This is a genomic window from Pseudomonas sp. RW409, assembly GCF_003184125.1.
Taxonomy (GTDB): domain Bacteria; phylum Pseudomonadota; class Gammaproteobacteria; order Pseudomonadales; family Pseudomonadaceae; genus Aquipseudomonas; species Aquipseudomonas chlororaphis_I.
In genome coordinates this window covers 479,744-500,969 of the sequence record NZ_QHHP01000021.1, presented here as the reverse complement: position 1 = coordinate 500,969, position 21,226 = coordinate 479,744, and the positions used below count along the sequence as shown (strand labels likewise).

Sequence of the window (21,226 nt, the reverse complement as noted above, 5' to 3'; positions counted from 1 at the left end):
TCAGATTCCTTGTTCGCTGAGCCACAGGTTCAGCGCGGCCAGTTGCCACAGCTTGGAGCCGCGTAACGGCGTCAGCTGGCCTTGTGGGTCGGTCAGCAGGCGGTCGAGCATCGCCGGGTTGAACAGGCCACGGTCCTGGCTTGGGTCGAGCAGCAGCTCACGCACCCAGTCCAGGGTGTCGCCCTGCAGGTGCTTGAGGCCGGGCACCGGGAAGTAGCCTTTCTTGCGGTCGATCACTGCGCTGGGGATCACCAGGCGCGCGGCTTCCTTGAGCACCTGCTTGCCGCCATCGGGCAGTTTGAATTTGCCCGGTACTCGCGCTGACAGCTCCACCAGCCGGTAGTCGAGGAACGGCGTGCGCGCCTCCAGGCCCCAGGCCATGGTCATGTTATCCACACGCTTGACCGGGTCGTCGACCAGCATCACCGTGCTGTCCAGGCGCAGGGCCTTATCCACAGGCGCGGTGGCGCCGGGCTGGGCGAAATGCTCGCGGACGAAATCGCCGGCGGCGTCGTTGGCGGTCAGCCACTGCGACTGCACGGTGGCCGCGTAGTCGTCGTAGCTGCGGTCGAAGAACGCCTCGCGGTAGGCCGCGTAAGGATCGCTGGCGCCATCCACCTGCGGGTACCAGTGATAACCGGCGAACAACTCGTCGGCGCCCTGGCCGCTTTGCACCACCTTGCAATGCTTGGCGACTTCCCGGGACAGCAGGTAGAAGGCGATGCAATCGTGGCTGACCATGGGTTCGCTCATGGCACGGAACGCCGCCGGCAGCTGTTCGATGATCTCGCGCTCGTCGATGCGCAACTGATGGTGATCGGTGCCGTAGTGCTGGGCGATCAGGTCCGAATACTGGAACTCGTCGCCGCGTTCGCCCCCGGCATCCTGGAAGCCGATGGAGAAGGTCGACAGGTTATCCACACCCACTTCGCGCAGCAGGCCGACCAGCAGGCTCGAGTCGACGCCGCCGGACAGCAGCACGCCGACATCCACCGCTGCCCGTTGGCGGATCGCCACGGCTTCGCGAGTGCTGTCGAGCACGCGGTCGCGCCAGTCTTCCAGGCTCAGCCCGGTTTCATCGGCGCGCGGGCCGTAGGGCAGGGTCCACCAGGTTTGCTGCTCGGTGCGGCCGTCGGCTTCGATGCGCATCCAGGTGGCCGGCGGCAGTTTCTCGATGCCCGCCAGCAGGGTGCGCGGCGCGGGCACCACGGCATGGAAGTTCAGGTAATGGTTGAGCGCCACCGGGTCGAGCAGTGGGTTGATGTCGCCACCCTTGAGCAGCGCCGGCAAGGCCGAGGCGAAACGCAGGCGCTGGCCGGTGCGCGACAGGTACAGCGGCTTGACGCCCAGGCGGTCGCGGGCGATGAACAGGCGCTTGGCGTCGCGTTCCCAGATGGCGAAGGCGAACATGCCATTGAGCCGCGGCAGCAGCTCGGCGCCCCAGGCGTGATAACCCTTGAGCAACACCTCGGTGTCGCCGCCGGAGTAAAAGGCGTAGCCCAGGCTTTCCAGCTCGGCGCGCAGTTCGGGGAAGTTGTAGATCGCGCCGTTGAAGGCCAGGGACAGGCCCAGTTGGTTGTCGATCATCGGCTGGGCCGAGCCGTCCGACAGGTCCATGATTTTCAGGCGTCGATGGCCCAGGGCTATCGGGCCCTGGCTATGGAAGCCCCAGGCATCGGGGCCACGAGGGGTGAGGTGGTGGGTGATTCGTTCAACCGCTGCCAGGTCGGCGGGTTGATGATCAAAACGTAGTTCTCCAGCTAATCCGCACATAAGTCCTTACCGGTTTTTCCGTTGGGGAGGGGTGAATCGCGACCGGCCAGAAACGGCAGGTACCCGGAAACTGACCCAGGTGAAACCCTGGAGTTTTAGACCGATGGGTTATAAGCGGCGGGGTGCTAGTGCGTTGCGGGCCGAGGTAAAGGCCTTGATCTGCCTGGAGTTTTGCCGCGCGGGCAGGGCCCGTGGGCGTTTGCGCGGCGATGGCGAAGCGATGCCAGGGCGGCTGGCATCGCGGTTCGCTTTCATGGCTTGCCGCGAATCAACCGACGCAAGGCAAAGCGATTGGGGTGACAGGCTTCGGCCACGTTGCGCGGCAGGGGCAGCGGTTCGTTGTCCAGCCAGGCGGCCAGCAACTCGCCCGACAGCGGCGCGGTGATCAGCCCGCGCGAGCCGTGGCCGCTGTTGATATACAGGCCGTCCAGCCAGGGGCAGGGCAGGTCCGGGACCTGGCGCGCATCCTTGCCCAGCACCGCGTAGACCTCGGCGAACGCCGCCTGGTCCGCCAGGGGACCGACGATCGGCAGATAGTCCGGGCTGGTGCAACGGAAGGCGGCCCGTCCTTCGAGGGTTTCCGCATGCAGGCGGTCGGCTTCCAGGCGTTCCACCAGGTCCTGGGAGATCTCTTCGAGCATCTGCAGGTTGCCCGCGTGCTCGGCGGCGGTGGGCGTCAGGTCTTCGCTCTTGAAGTCGAAACTGGCGCCCAGGGTGTGTTCGCCCAGGCGCGCGGGGGCGACATAGCCTTCGGCGCACACCACCGTGGCCAGGTCCTGGCTGCGCGCGGTCTGCGGCAGGCGGGTGATCTGCCCGCGGATGCGCTTGAGCGGCAGCTCGGCGCTGGGCGGGAAGCGCTTGATCTCGGCGGCGCCGGCGAGGATCACCACCTCGGCACTGGCCAGCAGCCGCTCGCCGTCCCAGGCCTGCCACTGGCCATCGACCCGGCGCAATTCCAGCACATCGTGATGGGGCAGCAGGCGAATCCGTGGATGCGCGGCTTGCCACTGGCACAGGGCCGGCGGGTGCACCCAGCCGCCTTCCGGGTAGAACAGCCCGCCGTGGGCCAGGCCGATGCCGGCCAGGGCCTGGGCCTGGGGCTGGTCCAGCTGATGCAACAGGTCCGTCGGGAAGGCGGCCGCCAACTGCGCCTGGCGCTCGGCTTCCTTGGCGTTGAAGGCCAGTTGCAGCACGCCGCAGCTGTCCCAGTCGACGCCCCGTTGCAGCTGCTCGAGCAGGCGCCGGGTGTAGCCGAAACCACTGAGGATCATCTGCGACAGGGCGGTGCCATGGGCCGAGAGTTTCAGGTACAGCACGCCCTGCGGGTTGCCCGAGGCTTCCTGGGCCAGTTGCCCGTGGCGCTCCAGCAGGCTGACCTGCCAACCCCGCGCGGCGAGGCTGGCGGCGCTGGCGCAACCGGCCAGGCCGGCGCCGATCACCAGGGCATGTTTGTCCTGGATCCGTTGAGTGGGGCGGGCGAACCAGGGCTTGCTGGCGGCAGGCAGCGGCGTGTCTTCGGGCCAGCCGAGAAACTCGCCGCGCAGCACTTCCCACTTGTGGCCGATGCCCGGGGTGCGTTTCATCTTGAAGCCCGCGGCATTCAGCAGGCGGCGCACCCAGCCGGTGCTGGTGAAGGTGCTGATGCTCGAACCCGGAGCGGCCAGGCGCGCCAGTTCGGCGAACAGCTCGGCGGTCCACATCTCGGGGTTTTTCGCCGGGGCGAAGCCGTCGAGGAACCAGGCATCGACCTGCCCGTCGAGTTGCGGCAACTGCTCCAGGGCATCGCCGATCAGCAGGGTCAGGGTAACGCGGCCCTCGTCCAGCACCAGGCGTTGAAAGCCCTGATGCACGGCGACATAGGCGCGCAACAGGCGCTCGGCCAGGGGTGCGAGCTCCGGCCACAGGGCCAGGGCGCGCTGCAGGTCGGCTGGCGTCAGCGGGAATTTTTCCACGCTGACGAAATGCAGGCGTGCGCTGGGGTTGGCCTGTTGCTCGAACAACTGCCAGGCGCAGAGAAAATTCAGGCCGGTGCCGAAGCCGGTCTCGCCGATGACGAAGCGGCCACTGGGCGGCAACGCGGCAAAACGCTCGCGCAGGCGGTTCTGTTCGAGAAACACATGGCGGGTTTCATCCAGGCCCGAGTCGGTGGAGAAATACACGTCGTCGAAAACCCGCGAACGCGGGCGGCCCTGGTCGTCCCAGTCGAGTTGGGCATGGGACTGGGCATGGGGCTGGGTGTGGGACAGTTCAGCGGTCATGTTCGGCTCGGTAACGGCAAGGCGACCATTCTAGCCGATCGACACAGGGGGTAATGATCCACGGCAATGGCTGGCATCTTCCCTGCCGACAAATCAGGTGTCGATCCGCTAGTCTTGCTCCATCTTGCCAGGGAGTCGCTCATGTTCGAATCAGCCGAAATCGGTCACGCCATCGACAAAAAAACCTTTGACGCCGAAGTCCCGGCCCTGCGCGAAGCCCTGCTGGAAGCCCAGTTCGAGCTGAAGCAGAAAGCCCGTTTTCCGGTGATCGTATTGATCAACGGCATCGAAGGCGCCGGCAAGGGCGAGACGGTGAAACTGCTCAACGAGTGGATGGACCCACGCCTGATCGAGGTCCGCACCTTCGACCAGCAGACCGACGAAGAGCTGGCGAGGCCACCGGCCTGGCGCTACTGGCGGATGCTCCCGGCCAAGGGACGCATGGGCGTGTTTTTCGGCAACTGGTACAGCCAGATGCTCCAGGGACGGGTGCACGAGCTGTTCAAGGACGGCCGTTTCGACCAGGCCATCGCCGGCGCCGAACGCCTGGAGAAAATGCTGTGCGACGAAGGCGCGCTGATCTTCAAGTTCTGGTTCCACCTGTCCAAGAAACAGATGAAGGCCCGCCTCAAGTCGCTGCAGGACGACCCGCTGCACAGCTGGCGCATCAGCCCGCTGGACTGGCAGCAGTCGGAGACCTACGACAAGTTCGTCAAATATGGCGAGCGGGTGTTGCGCCGCACCAGCCGCGACTACGCGCCCTGGCATGTGATCGAAGGCGTGGACCCGCATTACCGCAGCCTGGCGGTGGGCAAGATTCTCCTCGAGGGCCTGCAGAGCGCGCTCAACCGGCCCGCGGTCGAAGCCGAGCCCCATGTGGCGCCGTTGGCCGAGGCGGTCGACAAGCTGACCCTGCTCGACAGCCTGGACATGAGCCAGCAACTGGACAAGGACGACTACGAGGAACAATTGATTACCGAGCAGGCGCGCCTGGCCGGCCTGCTGCGTGACAAGCGCATGCGCAAGCACGCGCTGGTGGCGGTTTTCGAGGGCAACGACGCCGCCGGCAAGGGCGGGGCGATCCGCCGGGTAGCGGCGGCGCTGGACCCGCGCCAGTACAGCATTGTGCCGATTGCCGCACCGACCGAGGACGAGCGTGCCCAGCCTTATCTGTGGCGCTTCTGGCGGCATATTCCGGCGCGGGGCAAGTTCACCGTGTTCGACCGTTCCTGGTATGGCCGGGTGCTGGTGGAGCGGGTCGAGGGCTTTTGCAGCCCGGCGGACTGGCTGCGCGCCTATGGCGAGATCAACGACTTCGAGGAGCAGCTCGAGGACGCCGGGGTGATAGTGGTCAAGTTCTGGCTGGCGATCGACAAGCAGACCCAGCTGGAGCGTTTCCAGGCCCGCGAAGAGATCCCGTTCAAGCGTTTCAAGATCACCGAGGACGACTGGCGCAACCGCGATAAATGGGACGCCTACCGCGCGGCTGTCGGCGACATGGTCGACCGCACCAGTACCGAGGTCGCGGCCTGGACGCTGGTGGAGGCCAACGACAAGCGCTGGGCCCGGGTCAAGGTGCTGCGCACCCTCAACCGCGCGCTGGAAGAGGCATTCGACAAGTCCGAGAAAAGGGACAAGAAAGGCAAGAAGAACAAGAAATAACCGTCGCCGGCGATGAGCGAGTCAAGGCACGGGCCCGGCGCCGCGATGGTTTTGCATATGCCGGATGAATGATCGTCGCGGTCGGGCAAGGGCTGGATTTATGCTCGACCCACTCACAACCGACAACAATAATGAGGTATGCCATGCGTGAAGTGGTGATCGTCGATAGCGTGCGGACCGGCCTGGCCAAGTCCTTTCGCGGCAAGTTCAACCAGACCCGTCCGGATGACATGGCCGCCCATTGCGTCAATGCGCTGCTGACCCGCAACGGTATCGACCCGGCCAGCGTCGAGGACTGCATCGTCGGCGCCGGTTCCAACGAAGGCGCCCAGGGCTACAACATCGGGCGTAACGTCGCGGTGCTGTCCCGCCTGGGCACCGGTACCGCGGGCATGACCCTTAACCGTTTCTGCTCTTCCGGCCTGCAGGCGATCGCCATCGCGGCCAACCAGATCGCGTCCGGTTGCAGCGACATCATTGTCGCCGGCGGCGTCGAGTCCATCAGCCTGACGATGAAAAGCGTCAACACCGACAACCTGATCAACCCGCTGCTCAAGGAGCAGGTGCCGGGCATCTACTTCCCCATGGGCCAGACCGCCGAGGTGGTCGCCCGGCGTTACAACGTGAGCCGCGAGGAGCAGGACCTGTACGCCCTGCAAAGCCAGCAGCGCACCGCGGCAGCCCAGGCGGCCGGGCTGTTCGACGACGAGATCGTGGCGATGGCGGTGAAGTACCGGGTCGAGGACAAGAACAGCGGCCAGGTGCAGATCCTCGACGGCGTGGTCGATCGCGACGACTGCAACCGCCCGGACACCACCCTGGAAAGCCTGGCCGGCTTGAAACCGGTGTTCGCCGAAGACGGTTCGGTGACCGCGGGTAACTCCTCGCAGCTGTCCGATGGTGCGTCCATGACCCTGGTCATGAGCCTGGAGCGGGCCCTGGCGCTGGGGCTCAAGCCCAAGGCGTTCTTCCGCGGTTTCACCGTGGCCGGTTGCGAGCCGGACGAAATGGGCATCGGCCCGGTGTTCTCGGTACCCAAGTTGCTCAAGGCCAAGGGCCTGCAAGTGGATGACATCGACCTCTGGGAGTTGAACGAGGCCTTCGCGTCGCAATGCCTGTACAGCCGCAACCGGCTGCAGATCGACAACGCCAGATACAACGTCAACGGTGGCTCGATCGCCATCGGCCACCCCTTCGGCATGACCGGTTCGCGCCAGGTCGGCCACCTGGTGCGCGAACTGCAACGGCGCAACCTGCGCTACGGCATCGTCACCATGTGCGTCGGCGGCGGCATGGGCGCGACCGGGTTGTTCGAAGCGGTGCGCTAAGTCCGTCAGGCGGGGGCGGATCTGTCTGCCTTACGAACCTATCGCGGGCAAGCCTCACTCCTGCAGAAGTACGCCATCTTCTTCTGTAGGAGCGAGGCTTGCCCGCGATGCTTTTTACGACCAGCACAATCCCAATCACGCTCAGCCGGCAATTGTCCCTGTGTTCGCCGCAGCCCCCGGGCCTAGAATGCGGGCTCCCTCCATCAGGCTTTTGGGGTTCGCATGCACATCTCGTCCGGTCGCTGGGTCTACGGCTTGTTCCTTGCGCTGCTGACGGCGCTGTTGTGGGGCATCCTGCCGATCAAGCTCAAGCAGGTGTTGCTGGTGATGGACCCGGTGACCGTGACCTGGTTTCGCCTGTTGGTGTCCGGTGGTTTCCTGCTGGTCTACCTGGCGGCGGTCAAGCGTTTGCCGAGCTGGCGGGTGCTCGGGCCGCGTGGCGGCTGGCTGGTATTGATGGCGGTCTGCGGGCTGGTGGGCAACTACGTGCTGTACCTGATGGGGCTGAACCTGCTGAGCCCCGGCACCGCGCAACTGGTGGTGCAGATGGGGCCGATCCTGCTGCTGATCGCCAGCCTGTTTGTGTTCAAGGAGCGTTTCAGCCTGGGGCAGGGGATTGGCCTGGCGGTGCTGCTGATCGGTTTCGGGCTGTTTTTCAATCAGCGCCTGACCGAGCTGCTGACGTCCCTGAGCAACTACACCGCCGGGGTGCTGACGGTGCTCGCCGCTTCGGCGGTCTGGACCTTCTATGCCCTGGGCCAGAAGCAGTTGCTGACGGTGTGGAATTCCTTGCAGGTGATGATGGTGATCTACCTGTTCTGCGCGCTATTGCTCACGCCCTGGGCCCATCCCCTCGAGGCGCTGGAGTTGAGTCCGCTGCAAGGCTGGCTGTTGCTGGCCTGCTGCCTGAATACCCTGATCGCCTACGGTGCCTTCGCCGAAGCGCTGGCCCATTGGGAGGCGTCGCGGGTCAGCGCCACCCTGGCGATCACCCCCTTGGTGACCTTCGCCGCGGTGGCTGTGGCGGCCTGGTTGTGGCCCGAATATGTGCATGCCGAACAGATCAACGGCCTGGGTTATGGCGGGGCGGTGCTGGTGGTGCTGGGGTCGGCCTTGACGGCCCTGGGGCCATCGCTGATGGCCGGGCTCAAGGCGCGGCGGGGACGTATGCAAGTGCCGGAGAGTTAGGGCGCGTTATCATTGATCGCGGGCAAGCCCCTATCCTGTAGGAGCGAGGCTTGCCCGCGATAGCGTCAGTTCAATCACCGCCTTCCATCAGCCCTGCTTGCCAGCCTCCAGCATGTTTTCCGGCCGCACCCAGGCATCGAACTCTTCGTCCGTCAGATACCCCAGCTCCAGGGCCGCTTCACGCAAGGTGCGGTTCTCAGCATAGGCCTTCTTGGCGATCTCGGCGGACTTGTCGTAGCCGATATGGGTATTGAGCGCGGTGACCAGCATCAGCCCGCGTTCCAGGTGATCGGCCATCTGCACCGGGTCGGGCTCCAGCCCGGCGATGCAGTGCTGCTGGAAGTTGCTGCAGCCGTCGGCGAGCAGGCGCACCGATTGCAGCAGGTTGTGGATGATCACCGGCTTGAACACGTTCAGCTGCAGGTGGCCCTGGCTGGCGGCGAAGCCGATGGCGACGTCGTTGCCCATCACCTGGCACGCCAGCATCGACAGGGCTTCGCACTGGGTCGGGTTGACCTTGCCTGGCATGATCGAGCTGCCCGGTTCGTTGGCCGGCAGCCTGACCTCGGCCAGCCCGGCGCGTGGCCCGGAGCCCAGCAGGCGCAGGTCGTTGGCGATTTTCATCAGGCACACCGCCAGGGTCTTCAGGGCGCCGGAGAGGGTGGTCAGGGGTTCATGGCCGGCGAGGGCGGCGAACTTGTTCGGCGCGGTGACAAACGGCAGTCCGGACAAGGCCGCCAGCTCGGCGGCGATCGCCTCGCCGAAACCGTGGGGCGAGTTCAGCCCGGTACCGACGGCGGTACCGCCCTGGGCCAGTTCGCAGACCGCCGGCAGGGCCGCGCGAATGGCGCGCTCGGCGTAGTCCAGCTGCGCGATGAAGGCCGACAGCTCCTGGCCGAAGGTGATGGGCGTGGCGTCCATCATGTGGGTGCGCCCGGTCTTCACCAGCTTCATGTGGCGTGCCGCGAGTTCGGCCAGGCCGCCGGACAGCTCGGCGATCGACGGCAACAGATGCTGCTGCACCGCCTGGGCCGCGGCGATGTGCATCGCCGTGGGGAAGCAGTCGTTGGAGCTTTGCGAGCGATTCACGTGGTCGTTGGGGTGCACCGGCGACTTGCCGCCGCGCGGGTTGCCGGCCAGTTCGTTGGCGCGACCGGCGATCACCTCGTTGACGTTCATATTGCTCTGGGTGCCGCTGCCGGTCTGCCAGACCACCAGCGGGAACTGGTCGTCATGCTGGCCGTCCAGCACCTCGTCGGCGGCCTGTTCGATCAGCCGGGCGATATCGGCGGGCAGGTCGCCGTTGCGGTCGTTGACCCGGGCCGCGGCCTTCTTGATCAACGCCAGGGCATGCAGGACCGACAGCGGCATGCGCTCGTTGCCGATGGCGAAGTTGATCAGCGAACGCTGGGTCTGGGCGCCCCAATAGGCGTCGTCCGGGACTTCAACCTGGCCAAGGCTGTCGGTTTCGATTCGACTCATCGTGCTCACTCCTGTAGGTCTGATTGCGCAGTTTAGGCCGTGATCCACAGCCTGGGTTCCATAAAGCGCCTTTCTGTGTCATTTGGTCGAGCAAATGCAGGCACCACAAGGCTTGGGGTTGAGCGACAGAGTTTTTTAGGCGCAGAATGGTCGCCCTTGGGGTTATACCTCGCCTGCTAGAAAAGGAAACTCGATGACTCGTCTTCGTGCCATCTGTACCGCGGTTGCTCTGGTTTGCGCCAGCGGCCAGGTGCTTGCCGATACCGCCAGCCACAACGCCAGTGCCGAAGCTTTCCTGACCCTGGCGCACGCTGACAAGCTGGGCACTCCGGTGTACATGCAAGTGCAGCAAATGTTCGCTCAGCGTTTTGAACAGACCAAAGCCCCAGAGTCGAAAAAAGCCGTGCTGGAAACCTACCAGGCCAAGGCCAACGCCGCCCTGGACCAGGCCATCGGCTGGAACAAGCTGAAGCCGGACATGGTCAAGCTCTACACCAGCAACTTCAGCGAATCCGAGCTCAAGGACCTGGTGGCGTTCTACCAGTCGCCGCTGGGCAAGAAAGTCCTGGAAAAAATGCCGCAGCTGACCCAGCAATCGGCCCAGATGACCCAGGCCAAGCTGGAAAGCGCGGTACCGGTAGTCAACAAGCTGCTGGCCGACATGACCGCCGAGCTCGAGCCTAAGGCCGCACCGGCGAAGAAGAAGTAAGCGGAGCCAGGAATGACCATGCAACAACGTATCGAATCGGCACTGGGCGCATTGCAGCCTGAGCATTTGCAGGTGCTGGATGAAAGCCACATGCACAGCCGCGGCCTGGAGACCCACTTCAAGGCCGTGCTGGTCAGCGAGCAGTTTGCCGGGCTCAACAGCGTCAAGCGTCACCAGAAGGTCTACGCGACCCTGGGCGAGCTGATGGGCCAGTTCCATGCGTTGGCGCTGCATACCTACACGCCGCAAGAATGGGCGAAGATTGGCGCGGCCCCGGCCTCGCCGACCTGCGCTGGCGGCAGCAAGCATTAACCACAGGTTTTTTGCTAGAATCCGCAACGCGCCGCTCAGTCGGCGCGTTTTTTTTGCATCCGGTTCACCCTTTACGAGGGTAGCCACCTGGAGAATTACCCATGACACAACCTATTGTCGTGGCGGCACTGTATAAGTTCGTCACCCTCGAAGATTACGTTTCCCTGCGCGAACCGCTGCTCAACGCGATGCTCGACAACGGCATCAAGGGCACCCTGCTGATCGCCGAAGAAGGCATCAACGGCACCGTTTCCGGCAGCCGCGAAGGCATCGACGGGCTGCTGGCCTGGCTCAAGAACGACCCGCGCATGGTCGACATCGATCACAAGGAATCGTACTGCGACGAGCAGCCGTTCTACCGCACCAAGGTCAAGCTCAAGAAAGAGATCGTGACCCTGGGCGTGCCCGGCGTCGACCCGAACAAGAAGGTCGGCACCTATGTCGAGCCGCAGGACTGGAACGCGCTGATCAGCGACCCGCAAGTGCTGCTGATCGACACCCGCAACGACTATGAAGTGTCGATCGGCACCTTCGAAGGCGCCATCGACCCGAAGACCACCAGTTTTCGCGAGTTCCCCGACTACATCAAAGCCAACTTCGACCCGAGCAAGCACAAGAAGGTCGCGATGTTCTGCACCGGCGGCATTCGTTGTGAGAAGGCTTCGAGCTATATGCTCAGCGAAGGTTTCGGCGAGGTCTTCCACCTCAAGGGTGGCATCCTCAAGTACCTCGAAGAGGTGCCGCAGCAGGAGAGTAAATGGCAGGGCGACTGCTTCGTCTTCGATAATCGGGTGACCGTGCGTCACGACCTCAGCGAAGGCGACTACGATCAATGTCATGCCTGCCGCACACCGGTAAGCGTCGAAGATCGCGCCAGCGAGCACTATGTACCGGGTATCAGCTGCCCGCATTGCTGGGACACGCTGAGCGAGAAAACCCGCCGCAGCGCCATCGACCGGCAGAAGCAGATTGAACTGGCCAAGGCTCGCAACATGCCGCACCCGATCGGTTACAACTACAAGCAATCTTCTTCCGAGGCCTGAGCCATGTCTGCCCGCCTGCTCTATGTGATGGACCCTATGTGTTCGTGGTGCTGGGGCTTCGCTCCGGTGGCCGAGGCCCTGGTCGAGCAGGCGCGCGCAGCGGGCGTCGAGTTGCATCTGGTGGTGGGCGGCCTGCGTACCGGCAGTGGCTCGGCACTGGAGCCGACCACTCGCCGCTACATCATCGAACACTGGCAGGCGGTCACCGAGGCCACCGGCCAGCCGTTCAAGTTCGAGGGCGCCTTGCCCGACGGTTTTGTCTATGACACCGAGCCTGCGTGCCGCGCCATTGTGACGGCGCGCAGCCTGGCGCCGGATTGCGCCTGGAAACTTTTGCGGCTGATCCAACAGGCTTTTTACGTCGAAGGCCGGGATGTCACTCGCGCCAGCGTTCTGGTGGAACTGGCCGAAGCAGCGGGTGTGCCGCGCATCGAGTTCGCCGAGGCTTTTGATCGCGCCGAGCAGCATGCCGCCACCGCCGCCGATTTCACCTGGGTCCAGGACCTGGGGATCGCCGGCTTCCCGACCTTGCTGGCCGAACGCAATGGCCAGCTGGCCTTGTTGACCAATGGCTACCAGCCCCTGAGTGAGCTGTCTCCACTGCTCGGCCGCTGGCTGGAGCGTGCCGCCTGTGCGTGACCTGGTTGGTGATCCACAAGCGCCGGAACCCGTCGATCGCCTGAGCTGGGCGGAAGTCCGCCGGCTGGCACTGCAGCATAAAAAAGCGTTGTGGATCGCCAATGGCGTGGCCGTCCTGGCGACGCTGTGCAGCGTGCCGATTCCGTTGCTGCTGCCATTGCTGGTGGACGAAGTGCTGCTGGGGCACGGCGATGCCGCGCTGAAGGTGATGAACCACGCCTTGCCCGCGGGCTGGCAGAGCGCCGCCGGCTATATAGGCCTGATGTTGCTGATCACCCTGATGCTGCGTTGCTCGGCGCTGCTGTTCAACGTGCTGCAGGCCCGGTTGTTTGCCGGGTTGGCCAAGGACATCGTCTATCGCATCCGCCTGCGGCTGATCGAGCGCCTCAAGCGCATTTCCCTGGGCGAATACGAAAGCCTGGGCAGCGGTACGGTGACGACTCACCTGGTCACCGACCTCGACACCCTGGACAAGTTTGTCGGCGAAACCCTCAGCCGTTTTCTGGTGGCCATGCTCACGCTGGTGGGCACCGCGGGCATCCTGATGTGGATGCACTGGCAACTGGCGCTGCTGATCCTGCTGTTCAACCCCCTGGTGATCTACGCCACGGTGCAGCTGGGCAAGCGGGTCAAGCACCTGAAGAAGCTCGAGAACGACAGCACCTCGCGGTTCACCCAGGCCCTGACCGAAACCCTGGATGCGATCCAGGAAGTCCGCGCGGGCAACCGCCAGGGCTTTTTCCTCGGCCGTCTCGGCCGGCGTGCCCAGGATGTGCGGGACTACGCGGTGGCCTCGCAATGGAAGAGCGACGCCTCCAATCGCGCCAGCGGGCTGCTGTTCCAGTTTGGGATCGATATCTTCCGCGCGGCGGCCATGCTCACCGTGCTGTTTTCCGATCTGTCCATCGGCCAGATGCTGGCTGTGTTCAGCTACCTGTGGTTCATGATCGGCCCGGTGGAACAACTGCTGAACCTGCAATACGCCTACTACGCCGCCGGTGGCGCGCTGTCGCGCATCAACGAGCTGCTGTCGCGGGCCGACGAGCCGCAGTACGCCGGCGGTGTCGACCCGTTCCAGGGGCGCGAGACCGTGGGGATCGAAGTCAGCGGCCTGAGCTTCGGCTACGGCGACGAGCTGGTGCTGGACCAGATGAACCTGTCGATCGAGCCGGGGGAGAAGGTGGCGATCGTCGGCGCCAGCGGCGGTGGCAAAAGTACCCTGGTGCAGCTGTTGCTGGGGCTCTATACACCGCAGGCGGGCGTGATTCGTTTTGGCGGCAAGACCCAGCAGGAAATCGGCCTGGAAACCCTGCGCGAAAACGTCGCGGTGGTGTTGCAGCATCCGGCGCTGTTCAACGACAGCATCCGCGCCAACCTGACCATGGGCCGCGAGCGCAGCGACGAGGCCTGTTGGCGGGCGCTGGAGATCGCCCAGCTGGATTCGACGGTGCGCGCCCTGGCCAACGGCCTGGACAGTGTGGTCGGCCGCTCCGGCGTGCGTCTGTCCGGCGGCCAGCGCCAGCGCCTGGCGATCGCGCGGATGGTCCTGGCCGAGCCCAAGGTGGTGATCCTCGACGAAGCCACCTCCGCCCTGGACGCCGCCACCGAGTACAACCTGCACCAGGCGCTGACCCGTTTCCTGCATGGCCGGACCACCCTGATCATTGCCCACCGCCTGTCCGCGGTAAAACAGGCGGATCGGGTTCTGGTGTTCGATGGCGGACAGATTGCCGAAGATGGCGACCATCAGCAGCTAATTGCCGACGGCGGCCTTTACGCCAAGCTTTACGGGCATTTGCAGCAAGTCCAACGACCTTGAGTTTTATCCGGTTTTCTGTGCTTAGTGCTTGAATTCTCTGGTGGAAATGACCCTCCTGGGGCACGGCCCTGTCGTGTCTCGACTGGCAGCGTGCTCGAACGTCACGGCCTGTGCGTTCGAAGCCGCGGAAATTAGCCTAGTCTGTGCTGTCAGGAGCGTTATTTTCTCGGGTGTTCATCTGGCAGTGCTTATGCAAGGGACCTCATGAAGCAAAAGCGGACTCTCGGAACGCCACGGTTATTGGGCATCGTCTGGCCATTTATTGCGGTGGTGTTGTTTCAAGCGCTGTTGGGTGGCCTCAGCTTATATGTCCTTTCGGCGGTACGTGGTTACGTTGCCGGGGAGAGCCTTTGGTCCAAGGGCCAGAAGGACGCCATCTACTACCTCAATCTCTACGCCGACAGCCGCGACGAATCGATCTTCCTGAAGTACCAGAACGCCATTGCCGTGCCTCAGGGCGGGCATGAGCTGCGGGTCGCGCTGGATCAGCAACCGCCCGACCTGAATGCCGCGCGGGCGGGGATTCTCAAGGGCGGCAACCACCCCGACGACAGCGACAGCGTGATCTGGCTGTACCTGAACTTCCGCCATTTCAGCTACCTGGAAAAAGCCATCGACCTGTGGACCGTGGGCGACAGTTATCTGGTGCAGCTCGATAGCGTGGCCCATGAAATGCACCGCAGCATTACCAGCAACCAGGCCTCCGAAGCCGATATCCAGCGCTGGAAGAACCAGATTTTCGCCATCAACGATGGCGTAACGCCCGCGGCCAAGGCCTTTAGCGATGCACTGGGCGAGGGCTCGCGGGTCATCCTGCGGCTGTTGCTGATCACCAACCTGGCCACCGCGCTGGGGCTGATTGTCCTGGCGTTGCTGCGCACCCATAAGCTGCTGGCCCAGCGTCATGAATTCGCCAGCGCCTTGCAGCTGGAAAAGGAGCGGGCGCAGATCACCCTGCAATCCATTGGCGACGGCGTCATCACCACCGACGTGGACGGCGCCATCGCCTACATGAACCCGGCCGCCGAGGAAATGACCCACTGGAAGGCCGAGCAGGCCGTGGGGCTGCCGCTGGCGGCCTTGTTCAATCTGCTCGATGAAAATGCCCAGACCGACGGCTTCACCCTGATCGAACATATCCTCAGCGGCCAGCTCAGTGGTGGCAGCGAGCATTCGAAGCTGATCCAGCGCCTGGATGGCAGCACGGTGTCGGTGACCCTGGTCGGCGCGCCTATCCAGAACGCCGGCAAGGTCAGCGGCACGGTGCTGGTGCTGCACGACATGACCCAGGAACGCCAGTACATCGCCAATCTGTCCTGGCAGGCGACCCACGATGCCTTGACCGGCCTGGCGAACCGCCGCGAGTTCGAATACCGCCTGGAGCAGGCGCTGCACAACCTGAGCCGGCAGTCGGGGCGGCATGCGCTGATGTTCCTCGACCTGGACCAGTTCAAGCTGGTCAACGACACCTGCGGCCATGCGGCAGGGGACGAGCTGCTCCGGCATATCTGCGCCTTGCTCCAGTCGGGCCTGCGCGAGGGCGATACCCTGGCGCGCCTGGGTGGCGACGAATTCGGCATCCTGCTGGAAAACTGCTCGCCGGAAGCGGCGGAAAAGATCGCCGAAGGCCTGCGCCAGACGGTGCAGAACCTGCATTTTGTCTGGAAGGGCCGGCCCTTCGTGACCACGGTCAGTATCGGCCTGGTGCACGTGGCGCACACCCCGACCACCCTCGAAGCATCACTGCGGGCAGCGGACATGGCGTGCTACATGGCCAAGGAGAAAGGGCGCAACCGGGTCCAGGTCTATCACGCGGACGACTCGGAGCTGTCCCTGCGGTTCGGTGAAATGGCCTGGGTCCAGCGCCTGCACATGGCCCTGGAGGAAAACCGCTTCTGTCTTTATGCCCAGGAAATAGCCGCCCTGGGGCATGTGGACCGGCTCGGCGGGCATATCGAGATTCTGCTGCGCCTGCACGACGAGGCCGGGCGGATGATCCTGCCCGACAGTTTCATTCCGGCCGCCGAGCGTTACGGCCTGATGACCTCTCTGGACCGTTGGGTAGTGGAGAATGTGTTCAAGATCATCGCCGAATGCATCCGCGAGGAGCGTGAAGGGCCGCTGGCGATGTGTGCGATCAATCTGTCGGGCGCGACCATCGGTGACGAGGCTTTCCTGGACTTCCTGCGCGAGCAGTTCATCGTCCATGGCGTGCCGCCGGACCTGATTTGTTTTGAAATCACCGAAACCAGCGCAATCTCCAATCTCGGCAGTGCGATTCGATTTATCAACGAGCTCAAGGGCTTGGGCTGCCATTTTTCGTTGGACGACTTTTGCGCGGGAATGTCGTCATTCGCTTATCTCAAACATTTGCCTGTAGACTTCCTGAAGATCGATGGAAGTTTCGTAAAGGATATGCTGGACGACCCGATCAATCGCGCGATGGTCGAGGTGATCAACCATATCGGTCATGTGATGGGCAAACGCACGATTGCCGAGTTTGTCGAAACACCGCAGATTGAGCAGGCATTGTTGGAGATCGGCGTGGATTACGCTCAGGGCTACCTGATCGAGCGCCCGCAACTCTTTACCTGCGACAGCCTGCAGTGCCGGCCTTCACGACCACAGCCTCTGCTATTCAAGGCTCCTGGCACGTTCCGTTGAATCTCTCGCTGATCCGTACCATCACCATCAAAAGGAGCCCCGACAGTGATCGACGCATTCAACAGGACCGGTCCGCTCATGGACGCTGCAAGCTATCCGGCCTGGGCCCAGCAGCTGATCCAGGATTGCAGCGAGAGCAAGCGCCGCGTGGTCGACCATGAACTGTACCAGCGCATGCGTGACAACAAGCTCAGCAACAAGACCATGCGCCAGTACCTGATCGGTGGCTGGCCGGTTGTCGAGCAGTTCGCCCTGTACATGGCGCAGAACCTGACCAAGACCCGTTTTGCCCGTCACCCCGGTGAGGACATGGCGCGGCGCTGGCTGATGCGCAATATCCGGGTCGAGCTCAATCATGCCGATTACTGGGTGAACTGGAGTCGCGCCCACGGCGTGAGCCTGGAAGATCTGCAGGCGCAGCAGGTCCCTCCGGAGCTGCATGCCTTGAGTCATTGGTGCTGGCACACCAGCTCCGCCGATTCGCTGATCGTGGCGATCGCTGCGACCAACTACGCAATCGAGGGGGCAACGGGTGAGTGGTCGGCGCTGGTCTGCTCCACTGGCGTGTATGCGGCGGCCTTTCCCGAAGAAGAGCGCAAGCGCGCGATGAAGTGGCTGAAAATGCATGCCCAGTACGACGATGCGCATCCTTGGGAGGCGCTGGAAATTATCTGCACCCTGGCCGGCATGAAGCCGAGCAAAGCCTTGCAGAGCGAACTGCGTCAGGCGATCTGCAAGAGTTATGACTACATGTACCTGTTCCTGGAGCGTTGCCTGCAACAGGAAAAGACCCCCGCGGTCCGTGAGCGGATGGCACTGGTCGAAGGTTGAGTGGCTGCCTCCGATGGAGGCGGCCCAGCGTTCTTCAGCCGGCCATCGCCAGGCGATTGCGGCCTTCGCGCTTGGCCACGTACAGCGCGCTGTCCGCACGGCGTAGCAGGCTCTCGGCTGATTCCCCCGGCAGCAGGGTCGAGCAACCCAGGCTGACCGTCAGCTCGATCAACTTGCCATCCGCCCAGTAATCCTTGGCCTGGGCCGCCTGGCGCAGCCGTTCTCCCACCATGGCGGCAGCATCGCGGCCGGTGTTGGACAGCAGGATCAGGAACTCCTCGCCGCCAAAACGAAACACCATGTCGACGTTGCGCAACTGCGCCTTGATGGCCGCGGCAACGGCCTTGAGCACTTCATCGCCGGCGCTGTGGCCGTGGCTGTCGTTGATTCTCTTGAAGTGATCGATATCCAGCATCAGCAGTGACAGCGGGTGCAGGTGGCGGCGGGCCATTTCAATTTCCCGCTGCAGCGTCTGGTCCATGGCGATCCGGTTGCCGGTGTCGGTCAAGGGATCGCGCAGGGCGCTACGGGTGGCGGCCCGATAGAGCAGGGCATTGCGCATCGGGTAAAGCAGGGTGGACAGCAGGGATTCCAGATGGCTCTGTTCCTGGTCGCTGAAGCGCTGATTGCGCCGAAACACCAGCTCACCCATGGTCTCGCCTTCATGGCTCAGGCTGTAGCTGATGGAGTGGTGGCCGCGCTGGCCGAATTCCAGGCGCAGGTCGCTGGGCTTGTGCTGGTAAACCAGGGCATCCAGGGGCACAAGGCGTTGGGTTTCGCGGAAGAACAGGCCGAGAATGCGTTGCGGTTCCAGGCTGGTCTGCAATTGCAGGCTCAGTTGCTGGCGCAGCTGGGCGAGGCTGACCGGGCGTTGCAGGAGTGGTGACTGCTGGCCAAAGCCCAGGCGTTGCAATTTGGCACTATCGAAGTCAATTGCGTTGGTCTGGGTCGGTGTTTTCATATGGCGTGAGCCCCTGAGCACGTAATGCAATCTTTACTGGCTGGGTGAGAGCGGCTCATGGCTGCACGTCATACTGTTCCATCAGTCCCGCAGGACAAAGTGCCCACAGTCTAATCCGCTTTAGAGCCCGTTATAAGCCCCGACCCGATCGCCGCCGAGTTTCGCCAATACACTGCCTATCTGAGGGAGATTAGAGCGAAAGGCGTGCCATTTGCTTCATCTGAGCAAAATGCTTTTGAATTCAGATGGTTGGCTGACAGTGCCGAGGTTTGGCGTGGCCAAGGGTGGCATTTGTCTGGCGATGGCTCGGCAAAGGCCGGCGAAGAAAGGAGCGCCGCGACGATATTCCGCCGCGGCCAAAGAAAGGATTACTGGGCGTCGAATGCCTGGCCGTTGATCCCGCTACTGTCCGGACCCATGAGGTACAGGTAGACCGGCATGATCTCCTCGGGGGCCGGGTTGTTACTCGGATTTTCCCCCGGGTAGGCCTGGGCGCGCATGCTGGTGCGGGTAGCGCCCGGATTGACGCTGTTGGCGCGCACCGGGGCGACGCCGTCGACTTCGTCGGCCAGGGTCTGCATCAGGCCTTCGGTGGCGAACTTCGAAACGCCATAGGCGCCCCAGTAGGCACGGCCCTTGCGGCCAACGCTGCTGGAGGTGAACACCACCGAGGCGTCCTGGGACAGCTTGAGCAGCGGCAGCAGGGTACTGGTCAGCATGAACATGGCGTTGACGTTGACTTGCATCACACGCATGAAGTTCTCGCCCGACAGCTGTTCCAGCGGCGTGCGTGGACCAATGATCGAGGCGTTATGCAGCAGGCCGTCGAGGTGGCCGAACTCGGCTTCGACCATGGCGGCCAGTTCGTCGTACTGGTGCGGCAGGGCGGTTTCCAGATTGAACGGAATCACCACCGGCTGAGGATGGCCGGCGGCTTCGATCTCGTCGTAGACCTGGGTCAGGTTGGCTTCGGTCTTGCCCAGCAGCAGCACGGTGGCGCCGTGGGCGGCGAAGGTCTTGGCGGCAGCGGCACCGATGCCGCGGCCAGCGCCGGTGACCAGGATGACCCGATCCTTGAGCAGTTCGGGGCGGGCGGAATAATCAAACATAAAAACCTCGGGAAATCAGAAGCGAAAGCCTGGGCCGGTCAGCAGCTGCACAGCGCCTGATCCAGGACCTGGCGCAGTTCCAGTGGGTGATCGACCACCACGTCGGCGCCCCAATGCTTGGGATTGTCGTCCGGATGGATGTAGCCGTAGGTCACGGCGGCGGTCCTGGTGCCTGCATCGCGGCCCGATTCGATGTCGCGCAGGTCGTCGCCGACGAACAGGACGCTGGCCGGGTCGAGGTCGAGCATCTTGCACGCGAGGATCAACGGTTCCGGATCGGGTTTGCTGTTCTTTACGTGGTCCGGGCAGATCAGCAGGGCGGAACGTTCCGCCAGGCCCAGCTGCTGCATGATCGGCTCGGCAAAGCGCACCGGCTTGTTGGTGACCACGCCCCAGAGCAGATTGGCCTTCTCGATATCGGCCAGCAGCTCGGCCATGCCGTCGAACAGCTTGCTGTGCACCGCGCAATGCTTGAGGTAGCGCTCCAGGAACTCCAGGCGCAGTTCCTCGAAGCCCGGGGATTCCGGGTCGATCGAGAAGGTCACGGCCACCATCGCCCGGGCGCCGCCGGAGATTTCGTCGCGAATATGCTTGTCCGCGATCGGCGCCAGGCCGCGGTCGGCGCGCATGGCCTGGCAGATGGCGATGAAGTCCGGCGCGGTGTCGAGCAGGGTGCCGTCCATGTCGAAAAGAACTGCTCTGATACGCATGGGCTTATTCCTCTCGCAGGGTCTGGATCATGTAGTTGACGTCGACGTCGGCGGCCAGCTTGTAGTGTTTGGTCAGCGGGTTGTAGGTCAGGCCGATGATGTCCTTGACGGTCAGGCCGGCGTCGCGGCTCCAGGCACCCAGTTCGGAAGGACGGATGAATTTCTTGAAGTCATGGGTGCCGCGTGGCAGCAGCTTCATGATGTATTCGGCGCCGATGATGGCGAACAGGTAGGCCTTTGGATTGCGGTTGATGGTGGAGAAGAACACCTGGCCGCCGGGCTTGACCATGCGGAAGCAGGCGCGGATCACCGAGGACGGGTCCGGTACGTGCTCGAGCATCTCCAGGCAGGTGACGACGTCGAACTGCTCGGGCATCTCCTCGGCCAGGGCTTCGGCGGTGATCTGCCGGTATTCGACGTTCACCCCGGACTCCAGTTGATGCAGCTGTGCCACCGCCAGCGGGGCCTCGCCCATGTCGATGCCGGTTACCGTGGCGCCGCGCTGGGCCATGGCTTCGCTGAGGATGCCGCCGCCGCAACCGACGTCGAGGACTTTCTTGCCAGCCAGGTTGACGCGCTCGTCAATCCAGTTGACCCGCAGCGGGTTGATATCGTGCAGCGGCTTGAATTCGCTTTCGCGGTCCCACCAGCGATGGGCGAGGGCTTCGAATTTGGCGATTTCGGCGTGGTCGACGTTGCTCATGGGTAATCCTCTGAATCTGGAAAATGCTTGCTATC

The 21,226-nt window shown here is 63.6% G+C and carries 17 protein-coding genes; 10 read left to right on the top strand and 7 right to left on the bottom strand.

From position 1 onward, the window contains the following. Positions 1-1,773, bottom strand: a complete 1,773-nt coding sequence (locus DK261_RS11015; RefSeq protein WP_110175702.1) for an N-acetylglutaminylglutamine amidotransferase — start codon at positions 1,771-1,773, stop codon at positions 1-3. Positions 1,774-2,024: 251 nt separating this feature from the next. After that, the gene (mnmC, locus tag DK261_RS11010; RefSeq protein WP_110175701.1) at positions 2,025-4,031 is read right to left on the bottom strand and encodes a bifunctional tRNA (5-methylaminomethyl-2-thiouridine)(34)-methyltransferase MnmD/FAD-dependent 5-carboxymethylaminomethyl-2-thiouridine(34) oxidoreductase MnmC; all 2,007 of its coding nucleotides are present in this window, start codon (positions 4,029-4,031) and stop codon (positions 2,025-2,027) included. 141 nt (positions 4,032-4,172) lie between these two features. Here mnmC and pap point away from each other — a divergent pair, with 141 nt between their 5' ends. The 3 genes from pap to DK261_RS10995 all read left to right on the top strand — a co-directional run bounded on the left by pap (position 4,173) and on the right by DK261_RS10995 (position 8,209). Next, entirely contained in the window at positions 4,173-5,693 is a 1,521-nt protein-coding gene (gene pap, locus DK261_RS11005) for a polyphosphate:AMP phosphotransferase (RefSeq protein WP_009050182.1), read from the top strand. Positions 5,694-5,836: 143 nt separating this feature from the next. After that, positions 5,837-7,021, top strand: coding sequence for a thiolase family protein (locus DK261_RS11000; RefSeq protein ID WP_016704377.1), 1,185 nt, complete (start codon positions 5,837-5,839; stop codon positions 7,019-7,021). Between the two features lie 222 nt (positions 7,022-7,243). Then, entirely contained in the window at positions 7,244-8,209 is a 966-nt protein-coding gene (locus tag DK261_RS10995) for a DMT family transporter (protein ID WP_016704376.1), read from the top strand. 87 nt (positions 8,210-8,296) lie between these two features. Here the strand turns inward: DK261_RS10995 and DK261_RS10990 are convergent, their stop codons facing one another. Beyond that, positions 8,297-9,691 (bottom strand): class II fumarate hydratase, encoded by a 1,395-nt coding sequence (locus tag DK261_RS10990; protein ID WP_009050179.1) that lies wholly within the window; start codon positions 9,689-9,691, stop codon positions 8,297-8,299. A gap of 193 nt (positions 9,692-9,884) precedes the next feature. Between DK261_RS10990 and DK261_RS10985 the strand changes: the two genes are divergently transcribed. The 7 genes from DK261_RS10985 to DK261_RS10955 all read left to right on the top strand — a co-directional run bounded on the left by DK261_RS10985 (position 9,885) and on the right by DK261_RS10955 (position 17,708). Further along, positions 9,885-10,400, top strand: a complete 516-nt coding sequence (locus tag DK261_RS10985; RefSeq protein ID WP_009045024.1) for a DUF2059 domain-containing protein — start codon at positions 9,885-9,887, stop codon at positions 10,398-10,400. Between the two features lie 12 nt (positions 10,401-10,412). Next, positions 10,413-10,712 (top strand): BolA family transcriptional regulator, encoded by a 300-nt coding sequence (locus DK261_RS10980; protein WP_016704374.1) that lies wholly within the window; start codon positions 10,413-10,415, stop codon positions 10,710-10,712. 101 nt (positions 10,713-10,813) lie between these two features. Beyond that, positions 10,814-11,755, top strand: coding sequence for a rhodanese-related sulfurtransferase (locus DK261_RS10975; RefSeq protein WP_038634177.1), 942 nt, complete (start codon positions 10,814-10,816; stop codon positions 11,753-11,755). 36 nt (positions 11,756-11,791) lie between these two features. Then, positions 11,792-12,394, top strand: coding sequence for a DsbA family protein (locus tag DK261_RS10970; protein WP_172833393.1), 603 nt, complete (start codon positions 11,792-11,794; stop codon positions 12,392-12,394). Beyond that, positions 12,387-14,213, top strand: coding sequence for an ABC transporter ATP-binding protein (locus DK261_RS10965; RefSeq protein WP_009050175.1), 1,827 nt, complete (start codon positions 12,387-12,389; stop codon positions 14,211-14,213). The genes DK261_RS10970 and DK261_RS10965 overlap by 8 nt, the downstream gene beginning before the upstream one ends. A gap of 204 nt (positions 14,214-14,417) precedes the next feature. Then, on the top strand, positions 14,418-16,877 hold the full coding sequence (locus DK261_RS10960) for an EAL domain-containing protein (RefSeq protein WP_009050174.1): 2,460 nt from the start codon (positions 14,418-14,420) through the stop codon (positions 16,875-16,877). A 78-nt stretch (positions 16,878-16,955) separates the two neighbouring features. Continuing rightward, complete coding sequence (locus DK261_RS10955) at positions 16,956-17,708, top strand: TenA family transcriptional regulator (protein WP_371923067.1); 753 nt, start codon at positions 16,956-16,958, stop codon at positions 17,706-17,708. A 34-nt stretch (positions 17,709-17,742) separates the two neighbouring features. Here the strand turns inward: DK261_RS10955 and DK261_RS10950 are convergent, their stop codons facing one another. The 4 genes from DK261_RS10950 to ubiG form a co-directional block, all read right to left on the bottom strand. Further along, complete coding sequence (locus tag DK261_RS10950) at positions 17,743-18,669, bottom strand: GGDEF domain-containing protein (RefSeq protein WP_009050172.1); 927 nt, start codon at positions 18,667-18,669, stop codon at positions 17,743-17,745. A gap of 368 nt (positions 18,670-19,037) precedes the next feature. Beyond that, the gene (locus DK261_RS10945; protein WP_016704371.1) at positions 19,038-19,778 is read right to left on the bottom strand and encodes a YciK family oxidoreductase; all 741 of its coding nucleotides are present in this window, start codon (positions 19,776-19,778) and stop codon (positions 19,038-19,040) included. A gap of 38 nt (positions 19,779-19,816) precedes the next feature. Then, positions 19,817-20,488, bottom strand: a complete 672-nt coding sequence (gene mupP, locus DK261_RS10940) for an N-acetylmuramic acid 6-phosphate phosphatase MupP (protein WP_028683086.1) — start codon at positions 20,486-20,488, stop codon at positions 19,817-19,819. A 4-nt stretch (positions 20,489-20,492) separates the two neighbouring features. Beyond that, positions 20,493-21,191 (bottom strand): bifunctional 2-polyprenyl-6-hydroxyphenol methylase/3-demethylubiquinol 3-O-methyltransferase UbiG, encoded by a 699-nt coding sequence (gene ubiG / locus DK261_RS10935; RefSeq protein ID WP_007932212.1) that lies wholly within the window; start codon positions 21,189-21,191, stop codon positions 20,493-20,495. Between the last annotated feature and the right edge of the window lie 35 nt (positions 21,192-21,226).

What these genes read in the sequence shown, in the direction of transcription:
- DK261_RS10950 (WP_009050172.1), bottom strand. Translation starts at nt 18,669, where the DNA reads ATGAAAACACCGACCCAGACCAACGCAATTGACTTCGATAGTGCCAAA.
- DK261_RS10990 (WP_009050179.1), bottom strand. Translation starts at nt 9,691, where the DNA reads ATGAGTCGAATCGAAACCGACAGCCTTGGCCAGGTTGAAGTCCCGGAC.
- DK261_RS10955 (WP_371923067.1), top strand. Translation starts at nt 16,956, where the DNA reads ATGGACGCTGCAAGCTATCCGGCCTGGGCCCAGCAGCTGATCCAGGAT.
- DK261_RS10960 (WP_009050174.1), top strand. Translation starts at nt 14,418, where the DNA reads ATGAAGCAAAAGCGGACTCTCGGAACGCCACGGTTATTGGGCATCGTC.
- mnmC (WP_110175701.1), bottom strand. Translation starts at nt 4,031, where the DNA reads ATGACCGCTGAACTGTCCCACACCCAGCCCCATGCCCAGTCCCATGCC.
- mupP (WP_028683086.1), bottom strand. Translation starts at nt 20,488, where the DNA reads ATGCGTATCAGAGCAGTTCTTTTCGACATGGACGGCACCCTGCTCGAC.
- DK261_RS11015 (WP_110175702.1), bottom strand. Translation starts at nt 1,773, where the DNA reads ATGTGCGGATTAGCTGGAGAACTACGTTTTGATCATCAACCCGCCGAC.
- DK261_RS10995 (WP_016704376.1), top strand. Translation starts at nt 7,244, where the DNA reads ATGCACATCTCGTCCGGTCGCTGGGTCTACGGCTTGTTCCTTGCGCTG.
- DK261_RS10985 (WP_009045024.1), top strand. Translation starts at nt 9,885, where the DNA reads ATGACTCGTCTTCGTGCCATCTGTACCGCGGTTGCTCTGGTTTGCGCC.
- ubiG (WP_007932212.1), bottom strand. Translation starts at nt 21,191, where the DNA reads ATGAGCAACGTCGACCACGCCGAAATCGCCAAATTCGAAGCCCTCGCC.
- DK261_RS10945 (WP_016704371.1), bottom strand. Translation starts at nt 19,778, where the DNA reads ATGTTTGATTATTCCGCCCGCCCCGAACTGCTCAAGGATCGGGTCATC.
- pap (WP_009050182.1), top strand. Translation starts at nt 4,173, where the DNA reads ATGTTCGAATCAGCCGAAATCGGTCACGCCATCGACAAAAAAACCTTT.
- DK261_RS10970 (WP_172833393.1), top strand. Translation starts at nt 11,792, where the DNA reads ATGTGTTCGTGGTGCTGGGGCTTCGCTCCGGTGGCCGAGGCCCTGGTC.
- DK261_RS10980 (WP_016704374.1), top strand. Translation starts at nt 10,413, where the DNA reads ATGACCATGCAACAACGTATCGAATCGGCACTGGGCGCATTGCAGCCT.
- DK261_RS11000 (WP_016704377.1), top strand. Translation starts at nt 5,837, where the DNA reads ATGCGTGAAGTGGTGATCGTCGATAGCGTGCGGACCGGCCTGGCCAAG.
- DK261_RS10975 (WP_038634177.1), top strand. Translation starts at nt 10,814, where the DNA reads ATGACACAACCTATTGTCGTGGCGGCACTGTATAAGTTCGTCACCCTC.